The sequence below is a fragment of the Gilvimarinus japonicus genome (genome assembly GCF_042847215.1).
In the GTDB taxonomy this organism is placed as follows: domain Bacteria; phylum Pseudomonadota; class Gammaproteobacteria; order Pseudomonadales; family Cellvibrionaceae; genus Gilvimarinus; species Gilvimarinus japonicus.
Window position 1 is genome coordinate 3,973,514 of record NZ_AP031500.1, and the last position, 15,580, is coordinate 3,989,093.

Consider the following 15,580-nt stretch of genomic DNA (forward strand, 5'->3'; position numbering starts at 1 on the left):
ATTCGTTAAAAGTCGGTGTCCAATGAATCACAAACGAAGGCAGTCGGGTTACGCCACAGTCTTCACTATCGCGTTTTTCGCGGCCATCGCCTTGGCCGTGTTCTCGTTATACGATGTCGGCTGGGTCGCATCGGAACGTATTCACCTGCAAAACACTGCAGATAATACCGCTTACAGCACCGTCAATGTGCAAACCCGCGATTTGAACATGATCGCTATTACCAACCGCGCTATGATCGCTAATCAAGTAGTTATTGGCCAATACATTGGCCTGGTTTCTTAGTCGAATGAGTTGAATGAATCTGGCCAAAACCTTGATTCCCTTGGGGATGTTTTACAGATTATTCCCTATGTTGGTCAGGTTATTAAAAAGGCAACAAACCTCCTAGCCCAGACCACAGACGCTATGGTTGAGTTTTTGATGGCGGGGATTTTATTGTTGATACAGTGCAAGAGAATATCATAAACGCGCTGAGTGAGTTTCAACGCGCAAATCATTTATTAACATTAGGCTCAACTTACTCCGTATATCAAGACGTATTAAATAAAAATGACCCAGATGTCACCTCTAGCATTCTAGGTAACACCGCTAATATACAAAGTGTGCTGGAGTCTTGAGGGGGCGATATAGAGTAATTCGATCGCGACAAGGCTGCCAAAGACTCAGATGGAGGAGATAACAGAGCAACCCAAAGGTTCACGGAATTTGCAAACCTAGTGAATGACTCTAGGGATAGATTTTCTGGTAACCGATCTTATCGATTCTTAAATATGGAAGGTGAGGTTGCCGAAGTATGGTTTCAAAAAAATGGTGGCTCTGACTTTGTTCCAGTCGAGGTGAGCGATGGCGGGAAAAAGGTTATCCGGTGGAATTGGACTGCGGCGGACACCCTATCTTTTTATACCAACCTTCCCGATTGAAAGTTAGATTGGAATACAACTGAATACCCTGTTGAATGGGGCGAGGCTTGGGATAATGATAACGCTGCAAATATGCTGTCTATTCCTTCGTTTATAGGTAGTGGAAAGATATACGAAGATAACCACATAAAGAGCACTAAAGGCCTACGGAATTTTTACGATTTTGAGACAGATAAAAAAACCGACAGCATGCCTAGCGTTAGTTTGTTTTTAAGTAAAAATAGCATAAGAATCCAGAAAACGCTTGATGCATCAATAAATGATTACGACCGGAGTGGTCGGTTAACTGTTGAGGGTGATGGCGGCATCCCAGGTGAAAAGCTGTGGGCTTCAGCGAGCGCTCAAAGCTTTTTGCTCGGCCAGACTAGTCGCACTATGGGAGCCGAAAGTTTTCTTGGAATGTTGAGTGGGGTCGTAGCGATGGGCTGCTCGAATATGGCAACCTTTACAACCCTTTTTGGCAGTCTAGACTTGTCGAAGAGTCTAGTCCGATACTATCCCTTCTTGTCAGCTCTGGTGTTTTATAAATTATAGTTTTTTGTAAGGATACGGCTTCTTTTCGATGCAATAACTGAGGTTAATATGAAATTAAATATCACTACTAACAATATAACCAAATGCGTAATGGCGTCTTCCCTCCTCTTTTTTTGCAGCAGTATTTTTGCATCAGAATACAGGGCTCCCGTTAAAAACCTATATATGAAAAATTTTCACTGGTCGTTACCTCCAGACTTAAAAAAATTAATGACATTGGACTCAGCATCAAGGGAGAAATATTTTGCGTGTGCTAGTGAATCCAATAGCGCCGGCTCTGGCGCTGCCGGAGTATACGACGAGCATTTTCGTAACGGTGACAGTATGGAGCGACTTGCCAAAACCCTACCTCGACAGAATATGGTTGAAGGTTACAAGCCTGTTCCAAAAAGAGAACTTGAGCCTTGGACTAACGGAGATTCGAGTGAGGATATTTCTAAAATGCTAGTTAAGCGTGAATTGGATTTGGTGTGGGGTTACTATAAAGACTATGAGCAGCCAGCCTCGACTACAGATAAAACCTCAGTAGCACAGCAGGTAATGTGGGATTACTGTTTAACAATACCTAAAGAGCTTTTTGTAGAGTGAATGGTACATATAGTCAAAAGTAGGTGTGAACGTGAAGATACACAAAGGAAGTGTCCTAGCCGAATTTATTATCGTGGTCGGCTTTGTACTTTTACCACTTATCCTGCTCGTACCCGTTATGTACAAGTACATTGAGAGTCGGCAAATGGTTGAACAGGCCGCGCGTTACTCGGTTTGGGAGCGGGTAGCGTATTTTGGGTCGGCTCCCGATGGCAGCGTAGATCCCACCCTTAAAAATCGGATAACATTCATTCGGCTTTTTTAGATAGCGTAGCTTTCCGACCAAATTATATAGGATAGAGATATGCCCTTTATGCTCCAAGGCGTCATTTTTGATCACGACGGCACTCTGGTTGACTCCGAGCGCAAGCACTATCAGCTTTGGGTTACCCTGCTCGCTGAGCATGATATCGACTTTCCCGAGACCGAGTACAAAGCTCATCTAGCCGGTGTACCCACCCACTTTAATGCCGAGTATTTAGTCGCTCATTACCCATTGCCAATGTCGGCAAAGGCGCTATTTGCCCAGCGCGAACGCCTGACTCAGGAAGCTTTTGGCAAACACCCCTGCCCGTTAATACCCGGCGCTCGTGAATTGGTCGAGTGGGTTGCAGGTAAATCATTAAAAATGGCCATCGCCACGGGCGCCGCACCACTCGAGGTGCAGCCAACCCTGAGCCATTACGACTTTGGCCGCTACTTTCCCATTGTTGCCACCCGCGACGATGTTATCAACGCCAAACCGGCTCCCGATGTCTACCTCCACGCCCTCAAACACATGGGGATCGGCGCCGACACCGGCATCGCCATTGAAGACAGCCCCACCGGTTTGCGCTCGGCTCTGGCCGCCGGACTGCCCTGCATCGTCGTCCAAAACGAGTACTCTCGCGGCTTAGATTTTAGTGGTGCCACCGTCGTACTCGACTCTATGCAAGAGGCGCAAGAGTGGCTCGCCCAGCGCTATAGCTTGTAAAGTTTTCAACTCATGCGCAGATACCGTAAGCGCGTACACCCGTCTTTTTGCCCCCGCTTCGCCATAAGCCGCCACTAGCACCCGCTAGCCGTGGCGCTTATGATTTTTCACACCGATCTCGCCATTGTGGTTCAACCTTTGCAACCTACCTCACACGCGGTTAAACCGCCTAAGCCAACCCCTTTAATGAAAGGTGAACGGAGGTTTGTATGAGTTATTCACTCAAAGGTAAACGAGTTGCTATTTTAGCGGCCAACGGTTTTGAAGAGTCCGAGCTGCAGTCCCCGCGCCAAACGTTAAAAGCGGCAGGCGTTGAAGTGGATATCGTATCGCCCGAAGACAGTCAGGTAAAAGCGTGGGCAAAAACCGACTGGGGCGACGATTACCCCGTGGATCGCGCGCTTGAAGAGGCCAACGCCGATGACTACGACATGCTGGTTATTCCCGGTGGGTTGTATAACCCGGACGCCTTGCGCGTAAATAAAAAAGCATTGACGTTTACTCGCCACTTTTTTGAGCAACACAAACCCGTCGGCGCCATTTGCCACGGGCCGTGGGTATTGGTCAGTGCGGGTGTGGTCGGAGGTCGAGACCTGACTTCCTACCCTTCCATCAAAGACGACCTAGTTAACGCTGGCGCCAACTGGCACGACCAAGAAGTAGTGTGCGACAGCGGCTTAGTAACCAGCCGCAGCCCTGCCGACTTGGAGGCCTTCAACAATAAGTTGATTGAAGAGCTCGCCGAAGGCAAGCACAAGCGCCAAGTGGCGTAATCCAACATGCGCGCGTGACATTGACCGAATGGCCCACTCAGCCTACCACCAGATGCCGCGCGCGCATTTTTACTAATGCTTTATTAATCTGTAACTCTCAGGAACAACAAGAAAAGGAAATATTATGGATATTATTCGTTTAATACTCTCAATTTTACTGCCGCCCGTTGGGGTATTTTTACAGGTAGGGCTTGGCCTGCATTTTTGGCTTAACATCTTACTAACGTTATGCGGTTATCTTCCCGGTATTATTCACGCTGTTTGGATTATTGCGCGAAAATAAGTCCTGCAGTCGTTATTGAGTTTTTAATTGCGGCTTAGTAGTAAAAACGGGCGACCAATCTGGTTAGTCGCCCGTTTACTTTGTGCTTAAAGCTATTATGGCCGAGCACGTAGGTAAGGCTTGATTTAGGCGTCTATAGGCCAAGACTTACTATTACATTAAGTCTTAGGGTTTAAGTAAGCGCCATTCATGCCTAACCTAAAGTAGCGTGGATCGCTTGGTGACGCACATCTACCTATAAGACGATATGGCTGACACAAGATATTGAAAACCAATACTCCCTACCATGGTGGCATTAACTCATCCTATTTTTTTCCAGCAAGCTCGTAAAGCTTCTCCACGCTCGGGTCAATAGCGTTATCAAACTCCCCCAACCCCTCGTTTATTCTATCGTTTTCTAAAGATCGATAGATGTTTTTAGCGTACTCGTCAATTATCTTCTGCCCCTCAGGGGTAACATTAAAATTAGCTGCGCTCCTGTACTGCTCTATAAACAAATCGTCTATCATTTTATCGCCACGCATATTGGCAACTTTCATATACGCTAGCGCCTTATAACCAAGCTCGTCCCTCGCGGGTCCATCAACTTGAGACGCCATATCAGATATAAGATAGCTAGAAATGCTCACAAACGCTCTCACTGAGCCTCTCATTGCAGCTTCATCTAACGCATCCATACCTTGCTCACGCCGCCCCTCAAGCATTCGAAGTTGGTGAATGATTTGGAGTGCACCTATGTCTCCTTGTGCCGCTAACGCCTCTAAAGTAGCCTCGCTGTATGAGTTATACAGAGCAATGGTTTCTGATCTGAAATAGCCGCGCGATTCCATCCAGTTGATAATGTCAGCCTTTTCACCCTCATCTATTCCGTCAATAAACTTTGGCTCATCGGCTTTTATAGCTGTTTCTTTGGTAATGTTCTTTAAGGTGGGTTTATCTATTGTCTTTAACGTTTTTTCAGCGGGTGCCACGGGATTTTCTATAAAGTTGCTTTTTTCTGTAGGGCTTTTAATGTTGCGATTGTCGCCAGTAAATCCTCCGGCACTATTTCCCTTAAGTTGGGCTTGTAAAATATAAAGCAACAAAGCGGCGACCACTATCAATATAAAATATAGAAGTGTTCTTTTATTAAAATTTATCATAATTTACAACGCTTAATTTCCGTATTTCGGCGGTGCGATTAAAGTGATAACATCGGATGGTAGCCCCTGCTTTTGCATTGATCGATTTACTAGCATAACCCGGCGCAGAATCTCTTACCATTGGAAGCCGATAAACTCCAGAAGTATCAACATAATCTTTACAGAATGGATTTTTCATGACTATAGACATCCATATCTTTTTTATTCGTTAGCTACTCCATGTTAATCATGCGCTAGCCTGCGCAATAGTCGGAATATCATGCGGTAAAGTCCCTTTACGTTTATTATAAGAATTTCTAGATAAATAAAAGGCACCGAGCTTGTCGTCGGCGCCTTACAGAATTTTTATTATTCTGCTGCTGAATCTGACTCAGCTTCCGTTTCAGATTGGGCCTTTTCTAAAATAGCCTGTAGCTCAGCCTGATGCTCTTGGGCGATTCTCATACCAATTTGACTGCCCTCTTGAAACAATTGAGGCATTACTTCAATGGCTTTTTGCCCTACCGGTGTCTCGTAAAACTCAATCAGCTTTTTGATTTCGTCATCGGTAAAGTATTTACGATAAATCTCCGCCATGTCGTCTTTCATGGCATCCCACGTAAAGTATTTCGTGGTCCAGGCTTGGATATCATCGCGATGTGGTTCAAGCGCGGGGTTAGATGAGACGATCATAGTCACCATTTGCGTTGACATCTGATCCATTTGATCTTTGCTGCCCACTAAATCCATTAATTCATAAACGGGTTCGGCCGCTTGGGTGGACATGCATAAAGTCATCAGGGAGGCGGCAAGTAGTTTTTTCATTGCATTCTATCCATAAGTTGCAGATGGCTGAAACATGCTCACTGTCCCCCAAGGGGCGCATTCGTTAGCGTTATCAGACACCTTGTCGTGAGTGTGACAAGCCGCACAGGGCTGCCACGTTAAAAAAACGCGGTGCAGTTATAGCATATTTAGCCATCGCTTAGGTAACCAGCCGGCACAAATACGCCAGAACTCCCCGTTAGGATTGGCAAACGGTGCAGTACACTGTCGTACGCTGGCCTAATCGCACCTCTTTAAGGGGCTTTTGGCACTGCACGCAGGGCTCCCCACCACGGCCATAGGCCAATAACTGTTGTTTAAAGTAACCCGGTTTACCATCACCACCGACAAAGTCCCGCAGAGTTGTTCCACCTTGCTCGATAGAACGCGCGAGAACAAATTTCACACGCTCCACCAACGCTTGGTACTGACGTCGGGTTATGGTTCCCGCCTTGCGAATGGGTTTAATACCGGCCATAAACAAAGCCTCGTTGGCATAAATATTACCCACACCTACGACTACTTTGCTGTCCATTAAAAATTGTTTGATATTCTGCGTGCGCTTACGGCTGCGCTGAAACAGGTATTCCCCGGTAAACTCATCACTTAAAGGCTCAGGCCCGAGATGCGCTAAAAGCGCGTGCTCAGTAACATCCCCGGGCTGCCACAAAATCGAGCCAAAGCGACGCGGGTCGTGATAGCGCAGCAAATTGCGGCCAAATATAATATCGACATGGTCGTGCAGCGCCGCCGGGGTACCTACCGGCACAATTCGCAAACTACCCGACATTCCTAAGTGGATCATCAAAGTACCATTGGCAAACGCGAGCAACAGATACTTACCCCGACGCGATGCACTCACTAAGCTTTGCCCCACCAACAACCCATGTAACTCTGGGGGGACCGGCCAGCGCAAGCGCGGCTCGCGCACGACCACGCCGGCAACGACGCGCCCCATAATATGCGGCGACACGCCGCGCAGAGTAGTTTCGACTTCGGGTAATTCAGGCATAGGGCACGAGCATCTCAGAGAATAACGCTGGGGTTAATGGGCAGCGGCTATTGGGCCAAAAAAACACGCCGCCGTAAACTCCCCCACTATCGCTAGAGTATCCTAGGCAAGCAATACCCGAGCTTACACTCGCCCCTTACCGCAGCGCCGCTCGGCCCTTACAATAGCGACTTTGTCCTCTTAAAAGACTGGCGCAATTATGCTGTTAGGTGTTGATACCGGCGGAACCTTTACCGACTTTGTGCTCGCGCGCGATGGCCGCTTGCACATCCACAAAGTGCTCTCTACCCCGGAGGCCCCAGAGAGGGCGATTTTGCAGGGCATTGCCGAGCTTGGAGTAGCCCAGGCCGCCACGCGGGGCCAACTAACGGTAATTCACGGCAGTACCGTGGCCACCAACGCGGCGCTCGAGCGCAAAGGCGTTCATACCCTGTACGTGACTAATCGCGGTTGCGCCGATTTACTCAGTATTGGCCGCCAAACCCGCGATCAGTTATACAATTTGCAGCCTCAGGCGCGTGAGGTACCAGTGGCCCCCGAAGACTGCCTAGAGGTTAGCTGCCGCTTAAGCGCCAATGGGGAGCAAGTTGCCACGCTGAATGACGCCGATATAGACCACCTGCAAAGCGTTATTGCCGAGCGTAAACCGGCAGCAGTGGCCATTAACCTGCTATTTTCTTTTTTAGATGATCGCGACGAAAAACGCCTGCAAGCGGCTTGCCCCAATACCGTTTTCACCAGCCGATCATCATTTGTGCTGCCCGAGTACCGCGAGTATGAGCGCGGCATCGCCACCTGGCTTAATGCCTATCTTGGCCCTAAAGTGCAGGGCTATCTAACACGGCTGCAGGAGGGCATCAGCCCCTGCCCACTGGGAGTGATGCAATCTTCCGGCGGCACCATCGATGCCGCCCAAGCTGGTGATCGCGCCGTTAACTTGCTGTTATCCGGCCCCGCCGGCGGTTTGGCGGCTGCCGCCCACTTGGCGCAACTTGTGGGCAACAACGGTCAACCCGAAAAGCTGCTTACCTTCGATATGGGCGGCACCTCGACAGATGTGGCGCTGGTGGACGGCGAGCTGCAATTAACCAGCGAAGGAAAACTCGGCCCCTACCCGGTAGCCGTGCCCATGGTCGATATGCATACCATTGGCGCCGGTGGCGGCTCCGAGGCACATATTGATGTCGGCGGATTGCTGCAAGTGGGGCCAGAATCGGCCGGCGCCGACCCCGGTCCCGCCTGCTACGGCAAGGGCGGCAACCGCGCCACTGTCACCGATGCCAATGCGGTGCTGGGCCGACTGCGGCCAGAGTTTTTCTTAGGCGGCGCCATGTCGCTCGATTGCGCCGCCGCCGAGGGCGCGATTGATGCGATCGCCGCGCCTTTGGGTTTGTCGCGTATAGCCGCCGCTGCGGGTATTATTCAGCTGGCAAACGAACGTATGGTCAGCGCTTTGCGGGTCATGTCCGTGCAGCGCGGTCGCGACCCGCGCGAATTTAGCTTGTGTTGCTTTGGCGGCGCCGGAGGGCTACACGTTTGTGCCTTAGCCGATGAGCTGGGCACCACTCGTGCCTTGGTACCAATGCACGGCGGCGTGCTATCAGCACTGGGAATGCTAGTCGCACCGCGCGAGAGACAATTATCGCGCACGTTAGCCACGCGGGTTAGCGAGTGTGACGCCAACCATATCGACGCTTTAATAGACGAGCTAAGCCGCGACGGCACCGAACAGCTAATTCGCGAGGGCGCTCAGCCTGAGTACATCCGTACCCAAGTAAGCCTGGATCTGCGCTATCACGGCCAAAGCTTTACCTTAAACCGGCCTTTTGTCCCACTGAGCCACGTCAGCGATGAGTTTCATGCAGCTCACGCCCAGCGCTACGGTCATCAACTGGATATCCCGGTAGAGCTGGTCAATGTGCGGGTGCGGGTGAGCACGACCAGCAACGCTCCGCCGCTACCCCGAGTAACCGCACAAGCCACTACAGAGCCGGAATACACAGTAGATTTAGCCGAGCTCGGGCCAACCCCCGTTTACTTGCGCCAAAACCTCGGACTAGAAACCCGGCTAAGCGGCCCCGCGCTTATTTGCGAGCAAGTCTCGACCACGCTGTTAGCAGCAAACTGGCACGCAAGGGTAGATGCCTACGGTAACTTGCACCTAAACAAAGGTTGACTCGTCTTGCGCTCAGGTATCGCGCGAGCTATCAGGTATCTGCCGCAACACTTGCCCAAGCCACGAGAACTTAACGGTTTGCACCTCGGCGCGAACCGCCGGAGGCGACAGAGCTAAATCGTGCATGCCGCCTTCAATCTCGGCCAGCGCCACCTGATCGCCCAGCGCCGGGCCGTAGCGGCGCATATGATCGACGTTTAATACCGTATCAACCGCAAATAAATCGTCACTCCACTGCGATGCTCGCATGGAGCGCGCCGAGTGCATCACCAGCACCGGACAAACAATATTCAGGCCTTTTTGCAGGCGCCGCTGCGCCCGATAAACAGCCCGCGCCCAGCCTGCGGTGATAGGGAAGCCATCGGTCGGCTTCAGCTTTTTGTTGTAGCGCCACTCGCCACGAAAGTCACGATGCAAGCTCTTGGCATAGTAAGAAGGCATGCCGTGATGATAAGCAATATGCGGAAACCACCGACCCAGTGCCACCAGTGCGCGCAGGGCAATACGCTCCCAGCCCCGAAGCGGAAACTCAAAAAACGGGCTGTTTAAATATAAAGCGCTGAGCACCTCGCGGTAGCGACCCTCGTGGGCGTAAAGCGCCGATATCAAGCCACCGGTAGAGTGAGCGTCAAGCAGTAACTGCTCGGCACCAGCGCTTTTGATTTGCGCGATAGCCGCGTCAATCTCGGGGTAATACTCGGCGATATCGGCACAGTAGTTTGGCCGCTCGCCCGGCTGCAACGAGCGACCATAGCCGTGCAAGTCGAGGGCGTAAAAGGCGTAGCCCTCGGCGCGATAAGCCTCGGCCAAGTGCTCCTGAAAAAAATAATCCGTCAGCCCGTGAATATACAAAACCGCGCGCCGTGCCACTTTAGGGTTATCGGCCGCGCGCACCAAGGTGGCGCTAAAGGCACGTTTTTTATACGCCACCGTCAACCGAGTTTGCTCAAAACCCTCGAGCTCGGTATCGGCGATCCACTGGTTACCCACTTGTGCGTTCACTGCTGTACCCCTTAATAACCGTCTAACGCGTTTCTATCCCTAGAATTTTAACCGACCTGTCGCAAACTCAATATTGCCATAGATACATGACACTCTGCTTATCTGAGGATAGACTATAACGCTTTAGTCAATACTGCTAACCATCAGCACGAGGCCTTAACGTGACCGACCACACGCCCCGCTCAAACACACTCGCCGCTTTGATACTGGGCGTCTGTCTATTCGCCGGCGCCGGCTTATTGGGCTACCAGCTAAACGACACCGCTATCGCCGTTAAAGAGTACGAACGCACTGTGACCGTAAAAGGTTTAGCCGAGCGCGAACTGCCGGCCGACATTGTCATATGGCCGGTGAGTTACGCCTTGGCCAGCAATGATTTAGCGGCTTTGTACCGCGACATAGACAACAATAGCGAGGCGATTCGCCAGTTTTTGCTGGCACACGATATTGCCGCCGCCGATATTAGTGTTAACGCCCCAATTATTACCGATAAAACCGCACAGTCCTATGGCGGTCCACAACCGACGTTTCGCTACTCGGCCAGCCAAGTCGTGACCGTTTACAGCACCGCTATCGACACGGTACGCAGCACCATGAACAACGTCGGCGAACTCGGCAAGCAAGGCATTGTGCTTACCGCCGGCAACTACGACAGTCAAACACAATATTTATTTACCGGCCTAAACGATATTAAACCCAGCATGATCGAGCAGGCGACAAAAAACGCACGGGAAGTCGCCGGTAAATTTGCCGCCGATTCCAACAGTCGCTTGGGCAAAATTAAGCGTGCCTCTCAGGGGCAGTTTTCGATTGATGCCCGCGACGCCAATAACCCGCACATTAAAAAAGTACGGGTGGTGTCTACTGTCGAGTATTACTTGGCCGACTAACCTTTCTATAACCGGTACGGATGCTCCATGAACTTCGATTTAAGCTTACAGGAAATTATTGAGAACTTGTTGCGCTTGGGCATTGCCTTAGTGTTAGCGCTGCCGATGGCTTTTAATCGTGAGCAAAGCGCGCGCGGGGCCGGTCTGCGCACATTCCCCTTGGTGGCACTAGCGGCCTGCGCTTATATGCTCGTGGGGATGGAGGTGTATTCCGGCTCCGATGCCGAAGCGCGAGTGATGTACGGTATTATTACCGGTATTGGTTTTATCGGCGGTGGTGCCATCTTAAAAACCGACGACCACACCGTGGGTACCGCCACGGCCGCCAGCATTTGGAATACCGGCGCGATTGGCGTCTCAGTCGCTTACAATCGTTACGAGATCGCACTGGTACTCTCGCTCACCAACTTTCTTATTCTACAATTCGCCAGCCCCTTTAAGAAAAAACCAAAAGCCGATTAATCAGCTTTGTTTAAGCGGCTTTTCACTTCAATCCAGCGGGACATAAACTCAGTACTGCGTATACTGTGAAAATTAAACAGCGCACCCAATATATTGTCACGCCGCCATGCGTTAAGGTTCAAGTGACGCTCACGCAATACCGTTACTAACTTGGGGCCCAGATCAGCGCGAGAGTAATGTTTTGCCAGCAGCGGCCCGCAGGCGTTAGCGGCTAGCCGCCATTGCGACTCATCTTGATATAAACTCACCGCTTGCGCGGCTAAGGCTTTTGAATCATTGGCAATCGCACCCGGCCACTGACACTCGCCACACATACCCTCGGCGCCAATATCAGTCGTTACGCTGGGTGTTCCAGTTAGCATCGCATCCAATAGCTTGCCTTTTATTCCAGCGCCCACTCGCAGCGGGGCCAGCAACACTTTGTGCTGAGCAACCACCGTTAACGCATCATCTGCCCAGCCTTTAACCAAAAAACCTTGGCGTTTATTGTGCAATGCCGTCGCTTTGGGTGGCGGATAGGCGCCGTAAATATGCAACTCGGCGCGAGGTAATTGCTGGCGAATAGCGGGCCACACATGCTGTTTGAGCCATAAAACAGCATCCCAGTTAGGGCGATGACGGAAGTTGCCGATACTGACAAAGTGCTCGCGCGCCGCAAAGTCTGGGTAAGTCATCGCTGGTTGATCCACCGTAAACGGCAAGTGATACAACAGTTGGGGCGGCACCTGGCAATACTCCTGCAGCAGCGTCACCTCAAAACTCGAAATCATTAAACTGACATCACAACGGAAAATTGCCGCCAACTCGCGCAGCAACCTATCGTCCTCGCGCATTAACTCATACAGCTCGGCGTTACCAACGGTTATGGCGCCGACATCCGCACTCGGGTTGCCTGCCAGTGCGCGCTTTAAAGCTAATTCGCGAGCGGCCCGTAAGCTGTGGAAATCTTCTGTGTCTAACACTCGCAGCGCGTTTGGCGCCGCACTGGAAACACGCCAGCCAAATTGCTCCTCGGTAACAAAGCGGTCAAACACCACAACATCCGGTGCAAGCTCTGCCACCCAGCGGTCAACGCTATCGCAATTTAAGGCGATCGCGTGAGTCGTGACATTAAGCGCACGCAAATCGCATTGATGCTCCGTCGGCGAGGCAGCACAAGCAAAGTGTACCGCAATACCACCTGCCTGAAGCGCGTCAATTAGATCGAGAATTCGTCGACCAGCCGCAGAGGAATTAGGCTCGGGCCAGACATAGCCAATAATTAATGCCGTTTGCATTTACAGTTTCCAGGCAAGGCTGAGGGTGCCAAAGTTATCGCGCGAAGAGTCATGGGTATCGAGCTTGGTGCCCGACTTGTAACCAAAGGTGAGGCTGAGCGAATCCCATGCGTAACTAACGCCGGCGGTAAAACTGAGTTGCTCGTGACGCAAATCGGATGAGGGGCTGTCGCGATAACTATTGCCATTAACTAAAATATTGTTAAACACATAGTCGGCTTCAAAACCGCCATATACGTACCAGCCGCTCTCGACCGCTGCCGGGCTGCTGGTACGCCCTTGCTGCAGCAGCGTTGTTGCAAAACTATTTGCTAATCCGCGCCCAAAACGAACAATAGCACCACCCCCTACGGCTGATTCTAAATTGCCCGCTCGCGCCTGAGCCAACAACACGACATCGGTCATAGCGCTTAACTCATAGCGCCACACCCGCGCCCGGCGCAAGGCAAACACCGGTTCATTCTCGAGCTGATAATCCCAACCTTTTGGTTCAGCCGAGCCCACCACTTTGTGAATAAACTTTTGCGTTTGCTCGGCCATGGATGCCGGCCCTACAACGCCAATGGTGGTGCGCACCATATCGGCAATATTGTCGTCTACCAAAACGCGACTGGCGCGGTAGATCAATAGTCCGGCATAGGGAACATCATTGGGGTCTGGTACCGGCTTGCTAATATCCGCTGGTGTCACCATCGCTTGACCCACTGTGTGCTCGTTAAACGCCAGATCAAAGCTGTCGTTTAGCATCCAGTTAAGTGGTTTGGTAAATAACGGTTCGTCGATTGGTTCAGCGTCGGCCACTTGGTACAGTGAAACAAACAAGCCGTTGGTGTAACCCCCGCCATCGCGGCCGGTAAACAAATCATTTTGCCACACCAGCGACAGCCAATCAGTGGCCTGCGCTTGGCCCGCGTGGGCCATTGCGGCCGCCAAAACAGCCAGCGATAACCGGCGGGGTAAATAGGCGCTAAACCTGTTGCTCTTAATCAATGACCTATTTCCTACTCGGTTAGTCGTCGTTCAACTCGTCGCCTTCAGTGCGAGTGTATACTTTAAAATTCTCGCGATAATCCTCTAGGTTATCGCGTAAATAATCTCGATATTGATTGGTCAGGTAACGTAATGAGGCGTCTAACTCTTCCGTATATTCTTTACGGTCAACCGACGAGCTAGCAACAATAAAAGCGTTAAAGCGCGAGGCGGCCTGAAGCATCGCTGCACTGACCATGCTCGGATCAACCGTGTCGCAGTGCTCGTTCGCGCGGGAGATAAAATCGTCAACCAGATCCCAGTACTGGCGTTCGTCATCGGCTTGTGACATAAATTCTCTACTTAATTCATAAAAGTCATACGGCGTATCAAGCCGTCTTGGAATTGATAAATTTTGATGATTTTGGCCGTCCGGCGCATGCCGCCGGCATTAAAACTCGCCTTCTCTAAGGTAACGGCCTTATCCCCCAACACCATTATATTTTCGACCACCGCTTGCGGCTTACGCTCTTTAAACGTTTTGCTGGTCGCTTCAACTAACGCCCCGTGACCGGCGGTGATAGGGTGGTCGGGATAATTGTAAACTTCGATATCGGGATGAAAGTAACCTGAATAGGCATCAACATCGTGATTATTATAGGCGCGGGTTTGCCCCTCGATGAGGGTTTCTAACGGTGCGGCTAACACGCTGCTGCTTAACCAAAAAAGTACCGCGGCCACCGTGTAGCGGTTTATAAAATATGGCATAACTCGCTCTTGTTAACCAAAGGGTCGATTGCGTTTGCCCAGCAACACTAAAACCAAGGTGGCGATGGGGCCGAGCAACAACGACAGCAAAAACCAACCCAAACCACTGCGATTTTTGCCCTGGGCTAAACCGGCATTAATTAATGCCAAGGTGCCCCAACCGACCACATAACCACTGCTGACTATCACTGTGTCATTCATCGATCACCTCTAGGGTTTTGTTCACCAAGCGCTCTGAACGCTCGCCAGCGCCCGCCGAGAGCTGATAGTCAGCTCGGCGGGTGGTTATCAGACGATCATTGTCTACCCGGTAATGACTATCGGACTCTATTGTAATGCTAAAGCTGATTACGATAAACGCCCGGCCACGAGCGTGGATACGAGTGCGGCTGGCCAGCGGAGCGCCTTGTTCATCAATCCAAACCGTAAAGCTGCCATCGTACTCTTTAACGTATTTGCGCTGGCGCTTGGTCAGCCGATCTTCCCCGAGGGCAAAATCCAGCCGGCGCGCATTATTACCTTGATAGGTATCGGCTTCAGCGCCAATAAACTCGGCCGAGTCTAGCTCTTGCCCGATGGCCCGAGCCGCGCGCAACATCGGTTGTATATCCGGTAAAGACAGTTCATCAACGCCGTCATAGGCCGGGGTAGGCGCGTCCGAGTCCGCCGCCCGGGCCGAGGCCTCCGCCGCCATTTGCTGCAGTAACTGCGTCGAATAACGCACACTCAAACCGGTGTCATCATCCACCACAGTAACCCGGGCCGCCCCCGTGCGCGAGACCAGCTCGTCATCCTCCCCCGCATTGTGGGCCGAGTTAACCACCACCTCGGCGACTAAATTGCTATCGGCCGTTAAGCGCGCCAGGGACGCCTTTAAGTCGCGCAAGCTGGCTTGGCTAAAGTCGGCGTCGGCCCCCGCTCCATCATCGGCCGCAATCGCAGTAGCACACCCGCAAAAAACCAACAGTCCTACCATCAAAATGTGTGTTTTTATCACTCACAGAGC

Annotated in this window: 19 protein-coding genes; 9 read left to right on the forward strand and 10 right to left on the reverse strand. The window is 51.3% G+C overall.

Going from position 1 to position 15,580, the window contains the following annotated elements; translation table 11 throughout:
* Positions 1 to 22: 22 nt before the first annotated feature.
* The 6 genes from ACGHAD_RS16900 to ACGHAD_RS16925 all read left to right on the forward strand — a co-directional run bounded on the left by ACGHAD_RS16900 (position 23) and on the right by ACGHAD_RS16925 (position 4,072).
* A complete protein-coding gene (locus ACGHAD_RS16900; RefSeq protein ID WP_382414557.1) occupies positions 23 to 283 on the forward strand; it encodes a pilus assembly protein TadG-related protein in 261 nt (86 codons plus the stop codon).
* Positions 284 to 993: 710 nt separating this feature from the next.
* Positions 994 to 1,455, forward strand: coding sequence for a hypothetical protein (locus ACGHAD_RS16905; RefSeq protein WP_382414555.1), 462 nt, complete (start codon positions 994 to 996; stop codon positions 1,453 to 1,455).
* A gap of 48 nt (positions 1,456 to 1,503) precedes the next feature.
* Positions 1,504 to 2,043, forward strand: coding sequence for a hypothetical protein (locus ACGHAD_RS16910; RefSeq protein WP_382414553.1), 540 nt, complete (start codon positions 1,504 to 1,506; stop codon positions 2,041 to 2,043).
* A 304-nt stretch (positions 2,044 to 2,347) separates the two neighbouring features.
* Entirely contained in the window at positions 2,348 to 3,016 is a 669-nt protein-coding gene (locus ACGHAD_RS16915) for an HAD family hydrolase (RefSeq protein WP_382414551.1), read from the forward strand.
* Positions 3,017 to 3,225: 209 nt separating this feature from the next.
* Positions 3,226 to 3,789 (forward strand): type 1 glutamine amidotransferase domain-containing protein, encoded by a 564-nt coding sequence (locus ACGHAD_RS16920; RefSeq protein ID WP_382414549.1) that lies wholly within the window; start codon positions 3,226 to 3,228, stop codon positions 3,787 to 3,789.
* A gap of 124 nt (positions 3,790 to 3,913) precedes the next feature.
* The gene (locus tag ACGHAD_RS16925; RefSeq protein WP_339616614.1) at positions 3,914 to 4,072 is read left to right on the forward strand and encodes a YqaE/Pmp3 family membrane protein; all 159 of its coding nucleotides are present in this window, start codon (positions 3,914 to 3,916) and stop codon (positions 4,070 to 4,072) included.
* A gap of 305 nt (positions 4,073 to 4,377) precedes the next feature.
* On the opposite strand, the gene ACGHAD_RS16930 is transcribed toward ACGHAD_RS16925, so the two are convergent.
* From ACGHAD_RS16930 to mutM, 3 genes are all read right to left on the reverse strand, one after another.
* Positions 4,378 to 5,214: a hypothetical protein gene (locus ACGHAD_RS16930; protein ID WP_382414547.1), complete on the reverse strand. Its 837-nt coding sequence runs from the start codon at positions 5,212 to 5,214 to the stop codon at positions 4,378 to 4,380.
* A 348-nt stretch (positions 5,215 to 5,562) separates the two neighbouring features.
* On the reverse strand, positions 5,563 to 6,018 hold the full coding sequence (locus ACGHAD_RS16935; protein ID WP_382414545.1) for a DUF2059 domain-containing protein: 456 nt from the start codon (positions 6,016 to 6,018) through the stop codon (positions 5,563 to 5,565).
* A gap of 199 nt (positions 6,019 to 6,217) precedes the next feature.
* Positions 6,218 to 7,030 (reverse strand): bifunctional DNA-formamidopyrimidine glycosylase/DNA-(apurinic or apyrimidinic site) lyase, encoded by an 813-nt coding sequence (gene mutM / locus ACGHAD_RS16940; protein WP_382414543.1) that lies wholly within the window; start codon positions 7,028 to 7,030, stop codon positions 6,218 to 6,220.
* A gap of 199 nt (positions 7,031 to 7,229) precedes the next feature.
* On the opposite strand from mutM, the gene ACGHAD_RS16945 reads away from it, so the two are divergent.
* On the forward strand, positions 7,230 to 9,206 hold the full coding sequence (locus ACGHAD_RS16945; RefSeq protein WP_382414541.1) for a hydantoinase/oxoprolinase family protein: 1,977 nt from the start codon (positions 7,230 to 7,232) through the stop codon (positions 9,204 to 9,206).
* A 12-nt stretch (positions 9,207 to 9,218) separates the two neighbouring features.
* Here the strand turns inward: ACGHAD_RS16945 and ACGHAD_RS16950 are convergent, their stop codons facing one another.
* Complete coding sequence (locus ACGHAD_RS16950) at positions 9,219 to 10,208, reverse strand: alpha/beta hydrolase (protein ID WP_382414539.1); 990 nt, start codon at positions 10,206 to 10,208, stop codon at positions 9,219 to 9,221.
* Between the two features lie 161 nt (positions 10,209 to 10,369).
* Between ACGHAD_RS16950 and ACGHAD_RS16955 the strand changes: the two genes are divergently transcribed.
* Positions 10,370 to 11,098, forward strand: a complete 729-nt coding sequence (locus ACGHAD_RS16955; RefSeq protein WP_382414537.1) for an SIMPL domain-containing protein — start codon at positions 10,370 to 10,372, stop codon at positions 11,096 to 11,098.
* Positions 11,099 to 11,125: 27 nt separating this feature from the next.
* Positions 11,126 to 11,560 carry an MgtC/SapB family protein gene (locus ACGHAD_RS16960; protein ID WP_339616606.1) on the forward strand — a complete coding sequence of 145 codons (435 nt, stop codon included), beginning with the start codon at positions 11,126 to 11,128 and terminating at the stop codon, positions 11,558 to 11,560.
* Here ACGHAD_RS16960 and ACGHAD_RS16965 read toward each other — a convergent pair.
* The 6 genes from ACGHAD_RS16965 to ACGHAD_RS16990 are packed head-to-tail and all read right to left on the reverse strand — an operon-like array spanning position 11,557 to position 15,571.
* Positions 11,557 to 12,837 (reverse strand): glycosyltransferase, encoded by a 1,281-nt coding sequence (locus ACGHAD_RS16965; RefSeq protein WP_382414535.1) that lies wholly within the window; start codon positions 12,835 to 12,837, stop codon positions 11,557 to 11,559. The genes ACGHAD_RS16960 and ACGHAD_RS16965 overlap by 4 nt on opposite strands.
* Positions 12,838 to 13,827: a lipid A deacylase LpxR family protein gene (locus ACGHAD_RS16970; protein ID WP_382414533.1), complete on the reverse strand. Its 990-nt coding sequence runs from the start codon at positions 13,825 to 13,827 to the stop codon at positions 12,838 to 12,840.
* Positions 13,828 to 13,846: 19 nt separating this feature from the next.
* Positions 13,847 to 14,158 (reverse strand): DUF3144 domain-containing protein, encoded by a 312-nt coding sequence (locus ACGHAD_RS16975; protein WP_339616603.1) that lies wholly within the window; start codon positions 14,156 to 14,158, stop codon positions 13,847 to 13,849.
* An 11-nt stretch (positions 14,159 to 14,169) separates the two neighbouring features.
* Positions 14,170 to 14,574: a nuclear transport factor 2 family protein gene (locus ACGHAD_RS16980; protein ID WP_339616602.1), complete on the reverse strand. Its 405-nt coding sequence runs from the start codon at positions 14,572 to 14,574 to the stop codon at positions 14,170 to 14,172.
* Positions 14,575 to 14,586: 12 nt separating this feature from the next.
* Positions 14,587 to 14,775, reverse strand: coding sequence for an antitermination protein NusB (locus tag ACGHAD_RS16985; RefSeq protein ID WP_339616601.1), 189 nt, complete (start codon positions 14,773 to 14,775; stop codon positions 14,587 to 14,589).
* Positions 14,768 to 15,571 (reverse strand): hypothetical protein, encoded by an 804-nt coding sequence (locus ACGHAD_RS16990; protein WP_382414530.1) that lies wholly within the window; start codon positions 15,569 to 15,571, stop codon positions 14,768 to 14,770. Before ACGHAD_RS16990 ends, ACGHAD_RS16985 begins: the two co-directional genes overlap by 8 nt.
* Between the last annotated feature and the right edge of the window lie 9 nt (positions 15,572 to 15,580).